Source organism: Actinoplanes sp. M2I2 (genome assembly GCF_023544445.1).
Taxonomy (GTDB): Bacteria; Actinomycetota; Actinomycetes; order Mycobacteriales; family Micromonosporaceae; genus Actinoplanes.
Genome location: NZ_JALPVJ010000029.1, coordinates 13,495 through 34,390, shown reverse-complemented (window position 1 = coordinate 34,390; position 20,896 = coordinate 13,495). Strand labels below are relative to the sequence as shown.

Sequence of the window (20,896 nt, the reverse complement as noted above, 5' to 3'; positions counted from 1 at the left end):
GCCAGCTCCGAGGTGCTGGGTGAACTCCTACCTTGGCTAACAAATAAGGGAAACATCACGATCATTTGTTGACAAACCCGGTGAGGAAGCGGCTGGGCTGGCCAGACCAGGTGATGGAGAGCGCCTCACGGGCCCGAGTTGCCGAGACGAAGAGCAGCGAGCGTTCACGCTGAATGTCCCGCTGGTGATCGAGATGGTCTGCTTCTTCCGGAGTGACTGCAGCGGGCAGAGGAAGGTAGCGGGCGCCGGCGCCGATGATCGCGACCGCCCGGAACTCCAGCCCCTTCGCGCGGTGCATCGTCATCGCTTGGACACCCGCCTCCGGCTTAGAAACCTGCCCGGATTTGACCATATCTGAGGGTAGGCCCGCCGCTTGTAGAGCGTTCACTGCGGCAGTTGCAGCGGTGTTGGTACGGCCGATGACGGCGATTTCGTCGAGCGGGATACCGCCTTCGTGCCAGCCACGGATACGGCGAACCAGGGCATTCATTTCCGCCGTCGGTGAGGAATATCCGATGACATCGGGTTTGCCCCCACGCAGGATGGAGCGGTAGCCGCGCAGGCTATCGGAACCACCGTCGAGGTCGTCGTAGCCGTCAGGGTCCTTCGGGTCGATAACGCTGACGGCGGCTTCGAGAATCTGCCTGGTGGTGCGGTAGTTCAAGGTCAGTCGGTGGGACCGGCCGCGGATGTCGATTCCAAGCTTGCCGAGGGTCACGCGGCTGTCGTAGATGCGCTGGAACGTGTCGCCGACGATGAACATGTCATCCTTGGCGGCCGGGGCCAGGGCGCGAAGCAGAATCCAGTGGGCGGCGTGCAGGTCTTGGGCCTCGTCAACGACGACATGCCGGTATGGGCGGTCGGCGTCTGTCCATGTCGCGGTGATGTCGCCGGCTCGGACGGCGGCCTGTTTGAAGCCGAGGGCCTTGTCGCGGTCAAGGCGACGCTCGAATTCCTGGATGAATTCCCAGATAGTGGCCCGTTCGGAGCGGGTGATGCGGCGTCCTCGTCCGGCACGGCGGGCGGCGAAGTACTCATCGCGGGTCCGAATGTTCTGGGCGAGGACGACCTGTTCCCATTCGCTGACCATGAAAGATCGGTCGAGGGAGTCATCGGTGGACAGCTCCGTGATGACGTCGTCCCATCGGGTGGCGATGGCGGCGTCACCAAGCACCTCCACGTTCGCCCATTGGGCTTCGGCGTCCTTGCGAAGGATCTCGCGGACAACCTTGTCGATGTTGAGGACGTCGACCTTGGCCGTCAGATCCGGACCGCCAAGGTCATCGAGGAGCCGATGTAGCAGGTCGGACAGGGCGTTGGTGTAGGTCGTCAACAGGATCTTCTGGCCGGAACCGGCGGGAAGGCCGGCGGCGAGGGCCTTGACACGGTGTAGAGCGACGACAGTTTTCCCGGTACCGGGGCCCCCGGAGACCCGGGCCGGCCCGTTGTAGGGCTTGGCGCGGTAGGCCAATCGGCGCTGTTGGGGGTGCAGGAAGATCCGCCACTCCGACATGGGCTTGAGGAGCATCCGCTCGAGCTCCTGTGAGTCGTCCGTGACGACAGCGAAGGATTCTCTGGTGGCCGGCCGGTCGACGGCGGCGGACACGTCGTCGGGGTCGACGTCGCCCTCGGCCTCGGATTGGGTAACGATCTCCTCCCATACCTGGTCCGTGGTCTTGCCGTCGGCAAGCGCAAGGAGGACCTGGCTGGCGAGTTTGGGGATCTGTTCGGCGATACCGAGCAGCGCGTCTTCGCTGCGGATCTCGCGAAGCGTTGGGACGAGCGCCGCCGTGATGCCAAGCCGAACGAAGTCGGCGTCCGAGACGCCATCGAAGAAGCCAGCCTTGCTGTGCGCGGCGGGGAGGCTGTCACCGGTCCGCAACAGGATCTCTTGGATCGCTCCGTGGTGGTAGAACTCGACTCCGCCGGTGACTTTGTTGACGCTCCAGACGGTCTGCGCGGCGTATGTGTACGCATCGTCATGAGGTTTGATGCTGGCCAGGTAGAAGGTGGTGTGGTCGGGGCGCCAGAGCACGGCCCGGAAGTTGTCGTTGACCCGCGCGGTCCAGACGCGCTTGTCCTGGGCGCCGTGCGGCTGTTTGAGGTTAAGCCCAGAGGCGTCGGGGTCCTTGCGGAGTTTGAGCATGAAATCGACAACCCGGCGCTGGATGGTCGCGTCGAGGCTCTGGTACGCCTTATCGAAGGTGTCCGCGAACAGGACGTTGACCTTAGCCACGCGCTTCCTCCAACTTTGTGATCAGTTCAGTGAACTCAGGCTGTGCCTGGCCTTGGCCGGCGCGGTGCAGGTGCCAGCCGGCTCGGAGATAGGCGTCATCACGATCCGTGCCGTCGTCGATGACCACTGCAATCCGGGCACTTGGCCAAGCAATCTCTACAGGCCAGGCCTCATCGCCGAGTTCGTAACCGATTTGCGGGAGCGGTGCGTGGGCTTGGGCGAGCGCCCTCAGCAGCCGCTCCACCCGCGACGAGGACAGGCCGATCGCGTCCGCCCACCCTGCCGGTAGCGTTTGCGCGACCACAGCGGATTGCGCGGAGGCCAGCACTGGCACCCGGTGCGGGTCGAGCTGCGCGGCCTGCGACCAGGCGGTCTGTTCGAAGAAGCGGCCAGGACCGGCGAGGAATTGCAGGAGGTTCGACCAGGCCAACCACTGCGCCCAGCGGGCCCGGTGTTCCTGGTCGGTCAGCGCATCCGGCCGGTCGTCAAGGCAGGTGAAGACCGACCAGGCCATCGGGTCCGGTTTCCCTACCCGGGAAGACCGGTTGTCGCGGAGGCCGACGATGCGGCAGCCGGCCGGGCTGGTCGCCACGAGCGCCGCCGCTTCGGCCGGTTTCCCCTTTGGCACTGCGGGCATTCGCGACGTCCCGGTGACGATAGCGGGGAGGTGGTCGGCTACGGCCATGCGGTCTACCGGACCAGCCTTGCCTGTAGTGGCCAGCCCGGTCAGCAGTGACACCGCGCGCCGCGCCCAAATCTCCGGGTCGGGGCGTTCCAGGAACGCCAGCAGGGCCTCAACCGGGTTGGCCAGGGCACCGTCCAGCGGCCCGGCGGCGTGGTCGTCCTTCAGCGTGGTGGTGAAGTAATGGTCGCGGGCCTTGGCCAGCGCTTGGTCGGTCAGCAAGGTCGGCCGCGGAGCACTAGTTTCGAGGTTCTGCTCGACACACACAGCCCAGGAGCGCACGTCGTCCCAGGTGAGCTGCCACACCCAGGTGCCGTCGTCGCGCAGGGACGAGCGTTTAGCCGCGTCGGCGACGATCTCGTTGTTCTCTGCACTGGCGTGGAAGGCGTAACCGTCGAGGAAGATAGCGACCTTCGCGCCGCTGTCGGCGCTGAGCAGATAATCAGGCTCGCTGCGGACCGCCCCGGCCTGTACAACGTGGTCGCGCATCCGCCAGCGCACGGCGGGACCGTCGGCGGGCTTGAGCTTCAGCTCGAACTCCACGCCCCGGGAGCCGGCGCGAGGCACGAGGGAGAACCTATCCCGGGCCGCCTCGTCATCCTGGGCCTTGTCGGCCTTGGCCCGCAGCGTCTCGACGAACAACCGCTCCAACTCGCTGTCAGCCAGGGCATGGATCTGGATGTCGGCGAGCGTGTTGATCTTCTGTGGGTGCCAGCCCTCCAGGATGTCGCAGAGCAACTCGATCGCGGTCTCCTTAGACACCAGCTCGTGCTGGCTAGAGGAGACGAACGGCAGCATGCAGCGGTGGCAGGGCTGCCGATCCTCCTTTCCGCATGGGCAGGCCTGGACGTGGGCCAGTGCCAGGCGCAGCACCCGCTCCATTGCCTTCGGGTCGGCAAGATTTTCCAAGTAGCCGGTGCCGCCGGGCATGGTGTCGTGCAGCACGAGAAACCGTCGAGGGGTGTCCCGATCGTCGCCGGGCATGGTGGCCGTGACCGCCCGGATGTGGTCCGGTTCGCCGCCGAAGTACTTGGTGATACCCAGCATTAGCGCGGCCTGGAACGAAACCACCCGCTTGGGCACCAGCGTCGTGGAGAACGGCAGCAGCAACCGCAACGCGTGGGTGCGCAGCTCGTGACCGGTGATCAGGGTGGTGGTCTCCTCCTTGTGCACACCGAGCGGACGCTGAGTGCACCACAGCGCATGCCGGGTGCCGATCCGGCGAGCCTGCCGGTCGTACGCCTGGGGGTGCACACCCTGCACCGCACCGCAAAGCCGGCACACCTGGAACCCGGGCGTCTTCACCGTTTCTCCGGCAACGTCGAAGTCCGGGCCGGGCACACCGTCGGGACCAAAGTTGACCCTTCGGATCACGGCCTCCCGGGCGAACTCCACCCCGAAGAACCGGTCAGCGTTGCGCCACGCCCGCAGCCCGTGCGGCTGCTGCGGGTCGATATCCACCAGCGTCTCGGTCACATACCGCCGCTGTTCACGCTCGTCACGGTCATCGGTGATGCGCGCGTCCTCGCGCCGTTCTCGGGCCCGAGTACGTTCGGGCACCAGCACCTGCCGGGACGAAGCGGCCGGATCCGCGATCCCGCCGTCTTTGCACCGGGGGCAGCGCTGCAGCACCACTTCGGCGCCCTCGGTCAGCACATACCCGCAGGCCCGACAGAACCGCCAGGTCGTGTACGCGGCACGAGCCGGGGTACCGACATCGAGGCCGTCGACGACGTACTTCGAGCCGTCGGCGTGGAATGTGTTGCCCGGCGCCAGTTCCGTCAATGCCAGGCCGGCGCCACGCCCGTACTCGAACGCGGTTTCCTGGAATTCCCCGTCGGGGTCCTTCCACCACAGCGAGGCGTCCAGCCATGTCGGATCGTCGTGCAGCGTGTAGTTGGGTAGCAACCCCAACCGCACCAGGGCATTGACCGAGTTCTCCTTGACCAGCCCATCCAGCCGGCGCCGGACCGCCTTCAACTCGGCGAACAGTTGCCGCCGATTGTCCCGGCGCTCGGTGTCCGTAGTGTCGATCGGGATCGCGTCGAACGCGGTGTTGATGCCGGTGAGCCGTTCTTGCAGCTCCGCTCGCCGGCGTCGCCATGCGCTGACCGCCTTACCCACCTCGGTCTCGATGTCCTGCCGCGCGAAGTCCTCGACGGAGCGCCGAGCCTCGTCGCCGATCTCAGGGAATAGGGCGAGGAATCTGGCCGACAGCACATCGTGCCGGTTGCGGGACACCTCTAGCAGTCGCCGGAGCCAACCACCGGCGTCGTCCAGGCCGGACTGGAACAACTCGCCGATCCACCGCGGCAGCGGCGTGCTCGGCCCAGCGGTCCCCTCCCACAGTGAGCGGTCGGCCGCTCGGTCGAACAGGTACGCCAAGTAATGCCGACGCAGGATTTCCACCGCGTCCAAGTAGCAGGCCGGCGGCACGATCCGACCGGCAAGCATCGCCGTTGGCCGGTGCAGGTAGTACTGATTTCGGGCCCGCCGCGGCACGAACGCCATCACCAAGGCGTTGCCGGTCGTTCGTCCGGCCCGACCGATCCGCTGGGCGTAGTTCGCCGGACCTGGCGGCATTGAGGTCAGCAGGACCGCTGATAGGTCACCGATGTCGATGCCCAACTCCAGGGTGGGCGTGCAGGTGAGAACGTTCGGGTCGAACGGGTGGGTGCGGTGTTTGAAGGCCCGCTCGACCCGTTGCCGCTTCGGCTTGCTCAAGGCGCCGGTGTGCTCGGCGGTGAGCACATCCCCGGGCCGGTCCCGGTAGTAGAGCCGCCGATAGAAGTCGTCGCCCGCTCTGGTCCGCACGTCCTGAACGAACACGCCCGTGCAGCGGAACCGCAGACACCGCACCCCCACCCAAGCATTCAGCAGCCCGGGGGCGACGGTCTGCCGCCACGTGCACTCCGAGCAGCGCACTCCATGCTCGGCCACCTCGTCGGCGGCCTTGCCGTGCACCAGCGAATGCACCTGGATCCGGCTCGGCGCCAGCGCGTACACGATGGCGCCGTTACCTGCCTGATGCGTGGCGACCAGCCCTTCCTGCGTGAAGATCCGGAACGCCGCCGTGTTCAGCGCTGCGGCCTCCTCCGCACTACCGGCGACGCCGCTACGCTGTGCCCAGTCGGTCAACCAGGTTGCCGTGCGGCCACGGGCCAGCGCATCAAATTCGGTATCGCCGTGCCCACCATTGATCACGAAGCGCGGGGCGGCAAGCCCTCGGGGGAAGGCCGGCATCCCGGTCGGGCGCCCACCCCAGACCGGCCACCGGCGGGCACCGGCCTGCTCCACGTACGTCTTCAGCCACGGGTGGTAGATCGCACCCATCAGCCGCATCCGCTCCAGCAGCCCGCGGGCGTACCCGAGATGTGCCCGCTCGTCGGCCGGCAGCGTCACAGTGCCGGGGATGCGTTGGTGCGCGTCCCGCAACTGGCTCACCAGCAGTTCGGCATCGGGAATATGAATGTCGACAGCGACGGTGCGGGTCAACTCCAGGGTCCGTCCCATCCGGGAACGCAGCCCGAACTCCAACTGCGTCTGGAACACCAGCCGGTCCTGCAACATGTCCATCGCGCTGGTCACCGGCTCACCGTTGAGCAGCCGTAAAACCTCTGGGTCCTCCCGCAAGTCCGGCGGGACCAGCGACGCCAACCGGTCCCGGTCGGAGGTTCTCGCATGCTCGCCCACCGCCGACTCGGCGGCGTCCAACGCCAGATCGTGCACGGCCACCGCCGCGTCGGCACGCACACTGGCCGTCAACAGCCCACGGAAGATGAACCCGAACGAGCGATGCGCGATGAACCCCGCACGGTGCGTGGCGTCCTGCACAGCGTCGGTGAAGGCCAGCAGCTTGCGCTCCCCGGACGCCAAATGCCGCTCGGAGAACAGCTGAGTCGTGGTCACCGATGCCAGCGTCGCCGTTCCCGCGCCGAGGAACCGCATTCCGTCGTCCAGCCCGCAGGCCGGGCAGGTGTCACCGGTGCCGGCCTCGATCGGTCCGACCACCGTGGTAACCGGCACGGTCCGGTCGGTCGGGTTCGCCAGCAGCTGCCGCCCCTCGGCGTCGAGATGCTGGACGTAGGGGTCGTGCTCGCTGGCGCGCAGCATCCAACGGACTCGGCTCTCTCGCCGCCCCGCCGCACGGTAGATCTCCAGCGGGCGGGTTTTCAGGTCCCGCCAATCCAGCGCGGCCTCCTTGGACAGCGCAGCCCACCCCGACTGCCCGCAATGGCGGCAGTACACCGCGGGCAGGTGACAGCGCAGCGCCGCCAACGGCGGCGCCGACGTGTCGGCGTCGGTGTCCTCGGCCGCCGCGTCGTGGTCCTTCGACCGGTAGACGGCCAGGTTCAACCAGTTGGGCTGGCTGTCCCCGGTCGGCCCATCGTCGTCGAACCAGCGGAAGTGTGGCTCGTGGGTCGCCGCGCGGATCACCCGGCGGATCTCCCGCACCCACAACTGGGCCTCCACCCGCAACAGCGGGCGCAGCCGACCCTCCCGATCCTCGACCCGCGCTTTCGAGATGAGCGCCAGCAGCCGCAGCAACGCCGGGGCGAACGCCGGCTTCGGCGCATCAGTGCGCGACGGTGCCCACGCGGGCCCACCACCGTGCACCGCGAACGGCTTCGCGATCTGCCCGATCGTCAACGGCCCCTCGGCTGCCGAATCCAGCAATGCCTTCACCAGGATGTGATGGCGCAGCAACGCACCCAGAGCCACCGGGTCCCGTGCGTCGACCCCGACCGTCGCCCGCGCCACCTCGTCAAGGTCCGCCGGGTTACCCAACGGATCCGGGATCACCGCCAACTGCTCCGGCGTCGGGAATGGCAGCTCGAAATCGATCTCCCCGCAGAACTCCGTCGACGTCAGCCGGTCCTCACCGACCAGCGCGTCCGGACCGAACTTGACGCCGAACACCTGCGTGGCGAAGTCCAGCAACCTCTTCTGGTCCGCCTCGGCCGATTGCTCACCCAACCCGGCGTCGGCCGCCCCGTCGCTGGCTAGAGTCGCCGACGTCCCCACCGGCGTGATCTGCCCGAGGGGCTTGCCCGGCTCGTCCAGACCGGTTGCCGCACCCAGCCGGCGCAGCAACATCGCCACGTCCGTGCCCTGCGCGCCGTCGTAAGTGTGGAATTCGTCTAGCACTACATACCGTAGGGAACGGTCCTGCCACAGCGGCAGGTCTGGCACGCGCTGTAGCAGCAGGTCCAGCATCTTGTAGTTGGTGAGCAGAATGTCGGGCGGATTTTCGCGGATCTGCTCGCGATCCCGCAGCACCCGCGTGATCAGCAGGTCATCGTCTAGCGCGGACGACCCAAACTCACGGCCATACGAGCCTGGGCTCTCTTCGTCGTCATCGCCCTGGCGGCCACCACCGATGTAAATACCCGCGGTCACCTCGCGCAGCGCCGGCTCGTCGCGCAGCAGGTCGTCGATGCGCCGAGCCTGGTCGTCGGCGAGGGCATTCATCGGGTACAGCAGCAGCGCCTTCACGCCCTTCTGCCCCTGCGCACGAGCACGGCGGCAGTGATCGAGCACCGGCACCAGGAAGGACTCCGTCTTGCCCGAGCCCGTGCCGGTCGTGACGATCGTCGGTTTGGGCTGCTGCCCCTTCGACGACAGCCGCAGCCACGCCCGCTCCTGATGCAGGAACGGCTCGAACCCCTCCGGGAACCAATCCAGGACCCGGCGGAAAGTGCCGGCCGCGGGCTTGAAACCCGGCCGCACCCGCAAATACGGCCCCCGGAACACTCCCGTGCGCTCGTCGTTGAGGAACGACTCCAGCACGTCATGCACGTCGTCGTCAGCCAGCGCAAACGCGGTGGTCAAATATTGAACCAGACTGCCCTTGAGGTCCTCGACCGCCAGTGAGGGGATCACGGTTCCACCGCATCCGGATACTCGCCAGCATCCAGCCGGCGCTGGAATTCGTGGTGGGCGTGAGTCATTTCAGACTCACGGTCGGGTTTTATCCAATCGGCCGGGATTTTCGGCCTCGGAGCATCCGTCAATTCTGACTTCTTCCACGCCCTCACAATCTCCGCTTCTGCTTCGGTCTGGCGAATACCCATATTCGCCCTTTCTGCACCAATCCTATGACCGTCGGCGGAGTAGAAGGCTTCCCACTCATACTGCCGAAGTACGCCAAACTGCGATCGATATATAGAGCACAGCTGCCTCGAGGAGATTCCCAGCATGATCGCCACAATTACGTCGATCTCAATCAGCGCATAGCGGCGTTCATAGTCGGATCGCAGTGGGGTTGTTGGTTCCCATTCGGGCCCAACATGGTCAAGCCGACTGTCAGCAATCTTACAAGTCCATCGATCACGGGTCCAGCTAGGATCAAATAGCTGTTCCCACAACGGAGAATAGTCGACCGTCAGGCAGTTCAGGCGAAGCGTGCGAAGAATTAACGCAGACGCTAGAGGATGATTAGGATCTGGCATCGGAAGTCGCCTTATCTCAGACTCGGTCAGATCTTCACCGCCCGTTACCTTAATAACATAGTCCAACGGTATCGAGGACATTGCACCCGCGAGTAATGCGGTCAGGGAATCTGTCGCCAAGGCAGCGGACAAGCAAGTATGAACGTGTTTCACACCAGGGCAGATGAGCGCCGCTTGAAGAGATCGCTCCGTGTTCTCATCAATCCTGCGGCGAATTGCCACCCGCCAACGTGCCGCTAGATCCGCATTTTTCTTACTGCCTTGCCGCACGTAAGCCCTGGCCGGATCGAGTAGTCGATAGTTGGTACGCGGAATGAACGATTGAGAAATTGCAGTTAAGTCTATTTTTTCGTAGTCACGATGGTTGCGCCCGAACGGCCCAGGTTGCTGAAAGAGTGGATTTCCGGGAGCAATCTGTGGACTCTGGAGGATGACGCCATCTATTGATTCGGGGACAGCTGTCTCTCGGCGCGTAATGTGAGCCTTTTGTGCACCAGTCTCCTGAAGGCCGCTAGAAAGAGCAAGATCCTCGGCAGACACTCTTCGCGCACCGATCATCTCACTCATCGCGGCAAATTCTGAACCAGTTGTAAGCCGAATTATTGGCGCGTCTAAAGGCCCACCGTCAGCACCAATTACCTCGGACCAAGTAGCGAGCAGGTCCTCAGTGACTTCGAGAACTCTGTCGAGGTGGGGTCTCCTATCCCATCCTCCGTGCCCATCCTTAACGCCGGGTGGAAGTGTGTCACCAGGATCCTCGAATGAACGCTCTAGCGTATCAACAACCTGCAGCCCGGAAACGTTCATAAAAGACACGTCGGAATCCGACGAATAGATGTTTATAGAATATTCTTCCGTGTTGCCAAGATCCCTGAATAGGCGAGCCTGATTATTGAATGCAAAGTGTCGTTTTAGGCGACGATAACAGGTTTGCCGAATCTTCGACTTCCCAATCCCGGTTAAGTGGGTATCCTGGTGAACCAACCCGACTATTCCGCGCCGACTTGCATGGTTTCGGGTCAACTCAACGAATGATAGATAGAGGTTCGTCTGCTTGTCATCCAAATTGGGCCAGAGACTTCCATCGTTCAAAAATTCCTGAGTTGACTTGTTTGCTCCGGCGTCGTCCACCGCTTGCGTCCGAACATGGTCCGCCGCTAGCAGCCGCGATTTGACTTTCTCATACTGCGGCGATGTTCTTGCAATGCCAAACGCCATCAATGGTTCGTACTCCGCCAGGAAGAGCGGCTCGCTCCATTCTGGCCTTCGCCATGGCGGGTTTCCAACCTGTAGGTCGAAGCCACCTCTTGTAGATATCTGAGCGAATTCAAGTTCCCAATGAAAGAACCCTTCGCGGTCGGCAATGTCGGTAAGAACAGACCACCAAGCGAAGCGGTCATCGATGGCTATCCGATCAGTCGAATAGCACCGGGCTATGAAGCGGTCGGATTCGTCTTCCGTGGCCAATTGCGCGAAGTCGTTTTCCCCGCCAAATATGCCGAACACGTCTTCGTGACCGGCTGCGCCGCCTTTCTTGCCAGACGCCCTTGCCTTCACAGGCTGGATTCCGATGACGGCCTCACAGAAGGACAGCCATTCTTCGATCGTCGGCGGAGCGATCTCCGACTCTGAGGCCACCGGCCAGAACCATAGTGCGCACCAGGCATCCATTACGGTCTTGAGCCGATTGTAAGGTGACTCGCGGTCCTCGTACAATGCCTCGGTTATCTCGTCGCGGCTAACTGCGCCGGACGCCGGCTCCGGCAACGGCCGGGCAGGAGGTACGCCCCAGACGTCGATAGACCGGCGGATTTCCTTTTCAGAGACCGCGATGCGTTTGCGCGTGAGTTCCCAAAGGCGTTCGACGCGTTGGGCCAAGGCGAGTAGCCGATCCCTGGTCTTCTTGTCGCTTGGCAGGGTGCGGATCGTCTGGCGCCACTTCCGCAACGCCTCCCGCTCCTCGGGCACGAGGTCCTTGACTTGCTGCGCATCAGAGACGGCGCCCCAGCCTTGCGCTGGGAGCAGGAAGTGGTGGATTTCGTCATCGGTGAGGCGGTCGATCACCTGGCCGTCGTCGGCGCACGTCATCGGGCGGTCGGTGGGCGCAGTGGTTCGCCAGGCGCCGCGACTCAGTAACGAAACGGAGTAGACGGCTCTGCGGGCGCCGATCAGGGAATTGCCGCGGCGCAGGTGCAGGCCGAACCAGGGAGCCTCGAGCTTAGCGTGCATAACGTTGAGCCAGATCGAGACCTCGGCCAGTTCGACGGCGGTGGCGTTGAGGTCTACGCCGTAGCAATTGTGCAGGGCCAGGTATGCCTTGACCTTCTGCCGTTCGATGTCCAGTTGGTCCGGTAGGAGCCTTTCGTTACGTTCGCCTTGGGCACGATCGAGGTAGGCATCGGCCAGCTGGTTGATGGCCTCGTTGATGAATGCGCCGGAGCCCAGCGCCGGTTCGCAGATGGTCAGGTCGAGGATGTCCCGGGCGGTGGTCTCCTCGGTCAACAGCTCGGCGAGGGCGTGTTTGACGGTGCATTGGGTGAGGACTTCGGGAGTGTAGTAGGAGGCGGATCGCTGCCGCTCCCGGCCAGACAGCCGGTATACGAAGGAACCCTTGCTATGGACGATCCGTTCCGATTCGCCGGTGATCGGATTGGTGCGCATCACGAAGTACTTCGGGTCGTAGTCACCGGAGCGGGCGACCGGGACGGTCCAGGTGCCCTTGGACGGGTCGGCCTTCTCCTTCTCTCCGCCGTCGGCAGTCCTCCCAGCGGCCTTAACAGTCTTCGCGACCTCGTAGACGTCCTCGGCGGCGAAGAAGCCGCTGTAGGACATCAGCCCCTCGTATACGGCACCGAGCTGGTTGATGCCGAGTTGTGCATACGAGATGAAACCCCTCTGCCCGGAAGCGCGTCCGCGTCCCCGCCGACCGGTCGGCTCCGGGGTGAGCACGAGCAGGTTGAGCACCTGCCAGAGGCACTTGTTCCGCAGCCGGGTGTCAACGGTGCACTGGCCGACCCGCACCCGCTCGCCGATTAGCGCGGTGCGGTCGGGGTGGAACAGCTCGGACTTCAGCGCTTCGAATCGGATGCCGTCGGTGTCGAGGGCGATCTCGTTGCCTTCGTCGTCGAGGACGACCTCCGCTGGCCGGTGCGGGTGCTGGTGGCCCTCGTCGACGAGGGTGAAGAGCAGGCTGAGTGAGTGGTGGAAGTAGAGGCCTTCCTCAGCTTCCTCGGGCAGGTCGACGCTGACGGTGTCGGCGAGTCGGGCGAGGCCGTACCCCTGCTGGTATGCCTCGTTCTTGCTGGGCAAGATGCCCAGCTCCGGGCGGGCCTCGGCGTAGAGCAGGAACAGGATGCGGTAGAGGTAGCGCAGCGACTGCTCGGTCAGCCGGCGAGCGAGCTTGTCGCCCAGGTCGTCAGGATCGGCGCCCTGTTCGCGGATGCGGTTGAGGATCTCCTGGGCGATCAGTTCGACGGACTGGCGTAGCGCCTCGCGTAGCTCTTTAGAGACCTTGACCGCGTGCTTGTATCCCTGATCGACCAGCGTGGCGAGGGCGTTCTGGCCCTCGAAGGTGACGAGCGACTCGGCGCCGAAGAGGGCTGCGATGGTCTCCAGTTCCCCGCCGGGGGTGTCGTCCTTGGTATGCAGCGCCTGGGTCAAGTTGACCGCGAGGTAGCTGCGGGGCCAGGCGCCGCGGTCGGCGAGCAGCACGACGTTGCCGGTCAGCAGCAGCACATAGCGAGGCGGATCCTCGCAGGCGAAGAGGAACTCGATTGCCTTGCCCGCGTGGTAGATCTCCGCACTGCCGTCGAGCTTGATCGGGGACAACAACCGGCAGCCGCCCGCTGTGTCGACGATGCCCTCCGCGCCCTCGGTCCAGGTGGCGTCCAGCACGACAAGCTCCAGGCCGCCGGGTCCGGCGGCGGCGAGCGCGACCTCAACCTGCCGCTGTTGGTCGAGCTGAACCACATCCAGGGTGGTCCGCCGCAGGAACTCCGGGGTGGTGTCGCTGGTGGGCGCGCCGAACGCGAGCGCACGCAGAATCAGGTCGTTGAGGTCGCGGGTCTGCTCGACGATCCGCACATCGGTGAGTGCGCCGACCGTCGGCGCTTCGCCAAGTTGCTCGGTGATCTGGTTACGGCGGGTGTAGAAGTGCTGCCCCAAGGCCTTGACGCCCTGGGCAGAGCTGGCCGGCACGTCGGCGGATAGCCCGTTGAGCGCGGCGGCCTTCTGCGAGGCACTCCAGCGCTTCCGCAAACCTTCAAGGTCGTTCTTGAGCAGTGAGGCCAGGTAGTGGTCGGAGATGTATTCGCCATAGTTGGTAATCGAGTTGAATGCCATGGCTTGCCTCACACGCTCCGCTCGGGGACGAGCAGGCCAACGACGCGGATCATTGGTTCGCCGGCGGTGGACAACTCGTCGAGCAATTCTTTGACCTTCGTGACCGTGTGCCGCACGCGCTGCTCCGCCCGGCTTCGGACGGCGGTGAGGGTGAGCTGTTCGTAGCGGGCACCGGTCTTCTGCTCCCACTCGTAGAGTTGCCGCTCGTACGCGATCAGGGGCGCCATCAGTTTGTCTTCTTCATCGTCCAGGCGCCTGCGCATTTCGGTGCGGGCAGTCTCCACGGCCTGGGGGACCAATGCCTGGAGTTCGGTCAGGTCGCCCACGTCACGCATCCGCATCTCCCGGTTGACCTTCGCGTCGTGCAGCACTTGGACGAATTCCCGCTCGTCAACGCGCATCCCGTGCGGCTCGCGGTGCAGCGCCAGCCAGGCTAGGACGGTGGGCTTGCCCTGTTTGTTGGAGTACCGGCCGTTGACCAGGAAGACCGGCGTGGTGACGTCGGCGGCGATAACGGGCGCGGTGAGGCGCCGAGCTTGGGTGGTGTCGGCCGAGCGGCGGGCGAGAACCTTGTCGACCAGCCATTCGGTGACCGGGTGCTGGTCGGTGAGGTAGGACATGTCCGGCCAGCCGGACTCGGCGAACTTCTGGTCCTTGGTCGCCGCGCCCCGACGTTTCGGCCGCTCGCCGCTGTGCTTGCGGGCAAGCTCCAGGCGGGTGTTGGCGACGTCCGGCGAGAAAGTGAGCGTCATCCGCTCCAGGATTCGCCGCTCGTCCAGGTATGACTGCGGCAAGACATTGAGTCGGCGTTGCAGGTCAGCCAGGCGCTGCCCGTCGCGGTTGAGCTCGAACTCGAAGGTGTCCGGATAGTCGGCGGGGTCCAGCCAGGTCAGGCCGATCGCCTCCGCCGGGTTCTGGTACGCCTCGGCGAAGGCGTCCTCGACGAATTCGCGGGTGGACCCGAACAGCCTCGGTGGCCGAACCGTGTCGTCGGGTTGAACGTTGGCGTGGCTGGCCTCGTCATCGTCATCGAACCCGCCACCGGCCATGAAGATGTCATCGTCGCCGGTCGGCTGATCGGGCACGACGTCGTCGATGTCGCGGCCGGCGAGGAATGCCTCCTCGACACTCGTCGACTCGGCCTCCTCGTCGCGCAATCCCATCAGCGCGGCGGCCTCCCCGAGGGTGCGGTGCGCATTGTCCTCTTTCTCGGTGAGCTTCTTCGATACCGACTGGTCGGCCGCGTGTGCGGGGTTGGCCGACTGGTGAAGTAGCACCCGGATCTGAGGCGGGATCCGCTGGCCGTAGCGGTCGATACGGCCGTTTCGCTGCTCGATGGTGATTAACGACCAAGGGATGTCGTAGTGGATCAGCTCATGGCATTGGCGGTGCAGGTTGACGCCCTCGGCAGCGATATCGCTGGTCAGTAGGATCCGTACGTCGCTGCCCTCCAGCGCGAAATCCTTGACGATGCGTTGCTGGGCCTCGTCGGACTGACTGCCGTGCAGGATCCGCACCGGGCCGGTGACGCCCTTCTCGGCCTGCCCTGCTGGGTCTTTCTGGATGAACCCCAACCGTGCCGGGAGCTGCCGGTAGAGCCAGTCGATCGTGGCGCGGCGCTCGGAGAAGACCACGACCCGGGTTGCTGACTTCGGGCCGATCCCGACCTGTCGAAGTACCCGGACCAACGCGGTGAGCTTGGCGGAATCATCGTCGTTCATCCGGCCGACGAGCTCAGCGAGGCGCTGGAGGGCAGCGACCTCGTTGGCATGCTTCGGCTCACTCTCATGACGTTTAAGGCGATTAGAGACGGTCTCTATCAAGGCTTCATGGGAGGAGAGGAACGCCTTGAGCAGCGTCACCGGAAACAAGCGGCTGCCCTTGCCGGTAAGCGGAGGGTTCTCGGCACGACCTTGCGGTGGGGCGATCCAGGTGGAGTAGAGCTCGTCGAGGACCGCTTCCTCCGGTGGGGTCGCCAGGCAGTCCACGAACTGCGGCTTGGCGCGCTCGGCCCACTCCGTGCCAAGTTGGGCCGCGACGTCCGGGCTCATCTTGTGCCGGCGCACATAAAGGTCTTTGAGTTCCTCGCGGGTGGAACGTTTCTTGGGGTCCACGATGGCGGTCGGTTCGATCAGGCTGATCAGCTCGTTGAACGACTCGTCATCGCCGTTATGCGGGGTGGCCGAGGCCAGGATGAACGCGTGGGTGGTCGGCGCGAGTACCCGGGCGAGCTGGTTGTTCAGCGCCGTCTTGCTGATCAGCTTGTGTGACTCGTCCATGACTACCGCGTCCCACTGCACCCGGCGCAGCTGCTCCCGGTAACGGGCACTTTTCAAGGTGTCGATCGAGGCGATCACCCGCTGGTAGTAGTCGAACGGGTTCCGCCCAGCGGGCAGCTTGCGCTGCATCCTGGCTACTCCGGCCGAGTCCAGCCGGACCAGGCCGATCGCGAAGCGAGTCCACAACTCGTGCTGGAACTGCTCCAAGATGTGCCGGGGGGTCACTACCAGAATTCGGTCACCGCGACCCCGTCGGATCAACTCCGACAGCAGCAGCCCGATCTCCAAGGTCTTGCCCAGCCCGACCGCGTCGGCGATCAGCAGTCGGGGCCGCAAGTTCATGAACGCTCGCTTCGCCGGCTCCCGCTGGTACAGCAGGTCGTGGGCCAGGTGCGTGCCAGCGGTAGCCAACCGTTGCTCGCCCTGCGGCAGCGGGGTCTTGCGTAGCAACGCCTCGATGAACAGCCGCGATTGTCGGAAGCCGGGCGAGGTGTCGCGGATGAGGCGAGTGTTCTCGGCGAGCAGCGGCTCGACCCGGTCCAGCCGACCGGGCCCGTCGGGGTGGTGGAAGAAGATTGCCGTCTGATCCCGTACGAGCGGGGACGTCCCGATTACCACCAGCCGCGTCCCGTCGTCGCGGGTCTGGCTGACCTCGGTGACCAGCCACTCTTCGTCTCTGGCAAGCACCGTCATCCCGGAGGCGAACTGGGGCAGGTTGTTCGGTGCCACGTTGACGATCGACTCGTTCATTTCCTTTTCCCGTCCATGAACACCCGTATACGCTACCTTCCGTAACTGTCCCGTCGCCGACGTGCTGCGTCGTGCCAGCGCGTGACCCAGTCAGTGCTGAAGTCCGCCCCTTTCGGCAGCGAATCGCCCCTGGTGGACCTCGGCATGCCGGTACCGACCTCGGATCCTGTGCTACTGCCACCGCCGGTCGTGACGAGCGCCAGCGCGGGGATCGGCTCGGCAGCCCAGTCCTCAACGTAGTCGCGGATCTCCGCTGGCAACGGCAGCCCAGCCGAACTCGCCAGGGGAACCGCGAAGTCGGTCAAATGATCGAGCGCTGTCCGGAACACCGTCAGCGCCGTCGGACGGTACTTCGGGTCGTTGGCCAGGCAGGACTCGACCAACTCGTACAGCGGCTCCGGCACCCCATCCAGATCTGGCGGCATGCCCTTCAGCCGTTCCATGACAGTGCAGTCCTGGAATGGCGTCCGCCCTGTCGTCACCCACACCAAAACCGCGCCCAAAGCGAAGACGTCAGATTTCTCCGTTGCGGCTCGCGGGTCGAGCAGGTGCTCGTTCGCGCAATACTGGTCGCTGCCGAAGAACTTCGGTTCGGCGGTGATTCCGTCCCCGGTCACTGACCGAGAGATCCCGAAGTCGATGATCTTCAGCCCGGTTTGCTCAACGAGGATGTTCTGCGGCTTCAGGTCGCGGTGCAGAATTCCCTTGGCGTGGATCTCGGCGAGCGCCTCAGCCAGCCCTGTCGCCAACCACCAGGCAGGCAGCACATCGAACGCCCCGTACTGGTGCACCAGCCGGTGCAGGGGCGGTGCATGCACGTACCGCATGGCCAGCCAAGGTGGGCTGTCATGCCCACCAGAGTCGAACAAATCCGCGGTGTGAACACCCGCCATCTTCTCGATCAGCTTGATCTCGCGGCGAAAGCGCTGCCGCCAGATGTCAGAGTTTCCGTACTCTGACATGAAGATCTTGACGGCAGCCGCGCCGGCGATGTCGGGGCGGAAGCCGAGAAAGACGGTGCCGAATCCACCTTCGCCTAGAAAATGGGTGAGCCGAAAGCCGCCGCACTCCGTCGGGTCGCTCCCCCGCAGAGGCTGCCACGGCGCCATCCACTACCTCCGTCTGCGGATACGGTCCATTTCTGCCTCGGACCGCGTTGGTGTCCGCTATCGTACGGCGAGCCTCCGGATAGGGTCCAAGTCGTAGGCGACGCTCGCAACTTGGTCAGCCATGTCGGTTTAGCCGCAATAGTGGTATTTGCAAGTAAATCAGGCGCTCTCGGCCCTGGTTAAGCTGGAGTTGGCAACTGCAGGCATGGTGATCCGTCGTGGTCCTGGATTGCATCAGCGTCCGCCAGCTGGCGCAACCGCTGGTCTGTCCGCGGTTCCCCCTTCGCCCTAACCAGCACTACAGGCGGCGACTTCACGCGGAGCGATGGTGGGTGGGAGCGTTTGTGGGTGTCGGATGTTAACGACCCGCCCGCACTACCGTGACTAAATCAGCACGGCCAAGTCGGATCATTGGCTCCGGCAGCGAGAAATCCCGCATTGATATTGATAGGCATACGACTAGGGATCGGAAGATCGGAACGACTCCACGCTGGCCGTTCAAACGCTCGACCCTCGGAGCAACCTTCGAGCGAAGACCCTGCGACAGTTGCGCTCTTAATAAGCGTTTCTGCAGGTAGTCTGTGCTGCGCTCTGACAACTGTCCGCATTAGGAACCCGATGCTTTGGGACGACGTCCGCGGTTCCTCGGTTGCGTCATGCCGCACACTACCTCCGGTCTGAGCCGCCATGCCCTTCGCCTCCGCGCCGCGGATGGCTCTCGCGCCTCGATTCAGGCCTCGATCGCGCGAGCAGCGATGGAGCAGAATCGGTCCACGGCCGGCGGGTTGGCGACGCGTGAAAGCTGAGTTTGTCCAGCTAGAGGCAGTCCCAGATGTTCTGCGCTGGAAGCTGTACCGGCCGCGCTGGTGGCTTTTAATCCATAGGTTCGGGGTTCGAGTCCCCGGCGGCCCACTCTGTTGAACTGCGGAAACGGCGCCTGAAGCGCCGGAGCCCATCCCTGCGGATGCTCCGTTTCGACGCCAGACGGAGCACCCAGCCACCGTGGCTCGACATCAAGGGAACGCCAAGCTTCAGCTCTCCGAGACTTGCCGGCGGTTATCGCGCGATACGAGCAGTTGCGGGCTGACTCACATGGCTTCCCATCCACCGATTGCCGCAACGACATGACCGTGTCCGCCGGTGCACCACCAGACGCCTGCCTCGTTGTCAATTCGAGCATGGGCGCCGAGCCGGTGTGAGGGACACACCGGCCAAGTCGGCCAGAGCGTATGCATCACTGCGTCTTGCGTGTCCGCGGCTACGGCCACCAGCGCGGACACCGGATCAGCACCGGAGCAGGGGAAGACGCCCTGCGCTGTGCCCGTGTGGCCGTCCCAGCTCTCGACGTAGGCGTTGCCTCTACGGCCGGACTCGTCGGCGTGCACGCGAAGCCGGCAGGCCTAGGCCAATCCGGTCGCACTCACCTCTCGGTTCACCAGGCGCATCGCGGACGGCGCGCCTCCAGGCAATCGACGCTGATCAAAGGTAGCGGCATCGTGCAGGCGACGCGTGCCCGGCCCGAGCAGCGCCTGCCTGTCCAGGAAGATCAGAACGGCGCCGGGCTCGCGGTGAGCCGGCGCCGTTCGCGATACGCCTGTCAGCGGTGCCAGGTGCGCGCCGCCGTTGTTGTCACGTTGCCCACCTTGTCGTACGCGCGAAGGTGGATTTTGAAGCCCTTCTTCCCGTATTTCTTGGTGCTGAGCGTGAAGCTGTACGCCGCTTTGCCGCTCGGAACGCTATCTTCCGGCGTTGGTGACATACGGGTCGTCGGACAGCCAGCCGGTCACGACGCGCGTGCGTGTCTCGTAGTGGGCCTTGACCAAGACCTTGATGACCCTGGTGACCGTCCGGGTCTCGTAGTGGGCCTTCACCCGTACCCGGCCCTTGACGATCTTGTCCTTCACCCATACCTTGGCGACGCCGGTGACCTTCCTGGTGGTGTAGTACGCCTTGACGTGGACCGCGTACGTCTCAGTGGCGGTGCCGAGCCGCTGCCACGTGGCGGTGGAGACGGTCCGGCCGGCGACAGTGGTGGTGACCGTACGGCGGGTCCAGGGGCTGCACTCGGCGCGCCAGGTCTTCTGGCCGGCCACGGTCCGGTTGATCCGGAAGCACAGGGTCGCGGCGGTGGCCGTGTACGGGTTGTCGCCGGTGGGCCAAACGTTGCCGCCCTGGTAGACCTCGGCCATGGCCCGGTAGAGGTTGTAGGCCATCTTGGCGTAGCCGTCGTCGTTGGGGTGCAGGTTGTCGAACTCCGACAGCCCGCCGATCGACGACTGGTCGACCAGCCGGACCCGGGGGTCCTTGCCGGCCACGACGCCGGGGATCCTCTTGTTGTAGGCCGCGATCCGGCTCTTGTACGGCTCGACGTGGCCTTGGACGAGTTGCTGCACGAAGACGTCGGCGTAGGGGCGGGCGGCGCGGATCTGGTCGATCAGCGCGGACAGCCGGGCGGCCGAGGCGTCGACGCTCCTGTTCTGGGCCAGGTCGTTGGTGCCGATGTGCAGCAGGATCACATCGGGCTGGTAGGTGGCCAGCCAGCCGTCGACGTTCGCGGCGATCTGGTCGATGCGCCAGCCGGGGTGGCCTTCGTTGTCGCGGTCCGCGCCTGCCGGGCCCGCCTGCTGTGAGCCGACGAAGTCCACGTTCAGACCGGCCGCCTCCAGCCGGTTCCGCAGGTCGATGCGGTAGCCGCTGGCCGTGGGCGCGCCGGTCCGGTTGCCCACCCGCGAGTCAGCCGACCCGCTGCCCCAGGTGATCGAGTCGCCGAGCGGCATCACCTTGAGCGCGCCGGACGACGGGTCGGCCGCCGAGACAGCGGCGGTGTCCGGGCCGGCGATCGCCGCAGCCGGTCCGGGCAGCGTGGCGCCCAGAAGCGTGACAGCAGTGAGGGTCCCGATGAGCCGGGCAGCAGTACGGATCTTCACGCCGAACGGTTCGGCCGGCGTGGGTGCGCACCTGGTGATTCAGCGGGTGCAGCACAGGTGCTAGATCAGCGGAGTGCCGAAGGCCTCACTGCTCAACGCATACCGCCATTGGCAGGCCGA

At 64.9% G+C, this 20,896-nt stretch carries 6 protein-coding genes; all 6 read right to left on the bottom strand.

The genetic code is table 11. From position 1 onward, the window contains the following. Positions 1–61 precede the first annotated feature (61 nt). On the bottom strand, positions 62–2,236 hold the full coding sequence (locus HJC40_RS39580; RefSeq protein WP_250008750.1) for a UvrD-helicase domain-containing protein: 2,175 nt from the start codon (positions 2,234–2,236) through the stop codon (positions 62–64). Then, positions 2,229–8,801 carry a DEAD/DEAH box helicase gene (locus HJC40_RS39575; protein ID WP_250008749.1) on the bottom strand — a complete coding sequence of 2,191 codons (6,573 nt, stop codon included), beginning with the start codon at positions 8,799–8,801 and terminating at the stop codon, positions 2,229–2,231. Before HJC40_RS39575 ends, HJC40_RS39580 begins: the two co-directional genes overlap by 8 nt. Beyond that, complete coding sequence (locus HJC40_RS39570; protein WP_250008748.1) at positions 8,798–13,711, bottom strand: type II restriction endonuclease subunit M; 4,914 nt, start codon at positions 13,709–13,711, stop codon at positions 8,798–8,800. Before HJC40_RS39570 ends, HJC40_RS39575 begins: the two co-directional genes overlap by 4 nt. Before the next feature lie 8 nt (positions 13,712–13,719). Next, the gene (locus HJC40_RS39565) at positions 13,720–16,740 is read right to left on the bottom strand and encodes a helicase-related protein (RefSeq protein WP_250008745.1); all 3,021 of its coding nucleotides are present in this window, start codon (positions 16,738–16,740) and stop codon (positions 13,720–13,722) included. 32 nt (positions 16,741–16,772) lie between these two features. Next, the gene (locus tag HJC40_RS39560; RefSeq protein WP_250008744.1) at positions 16,773–17,849 is read right to left on the bottom strand and encodes a serine/threonine-protein kinase; all 1,077 of its coding nucleotides are present in this window, start codon (positions 17,847–17,849) and stop codon (positions 16,773–16,775) included. Between the two features lie 1,736 nt (positions 17,850–19,585). Further along, positions 19,586–20,776, bottom strand: a complete 1,191-nt coding sequence (locus tag HJC40_RS39555) for an SGNH/GDSL hydrolase family protein (protein WP_250008743.1) — start codon at positions 20,774–20,776, stop codon at positions 19,586–19,588. Positions 20,777–20,896 lie beyond the last annotated feature (120 nt).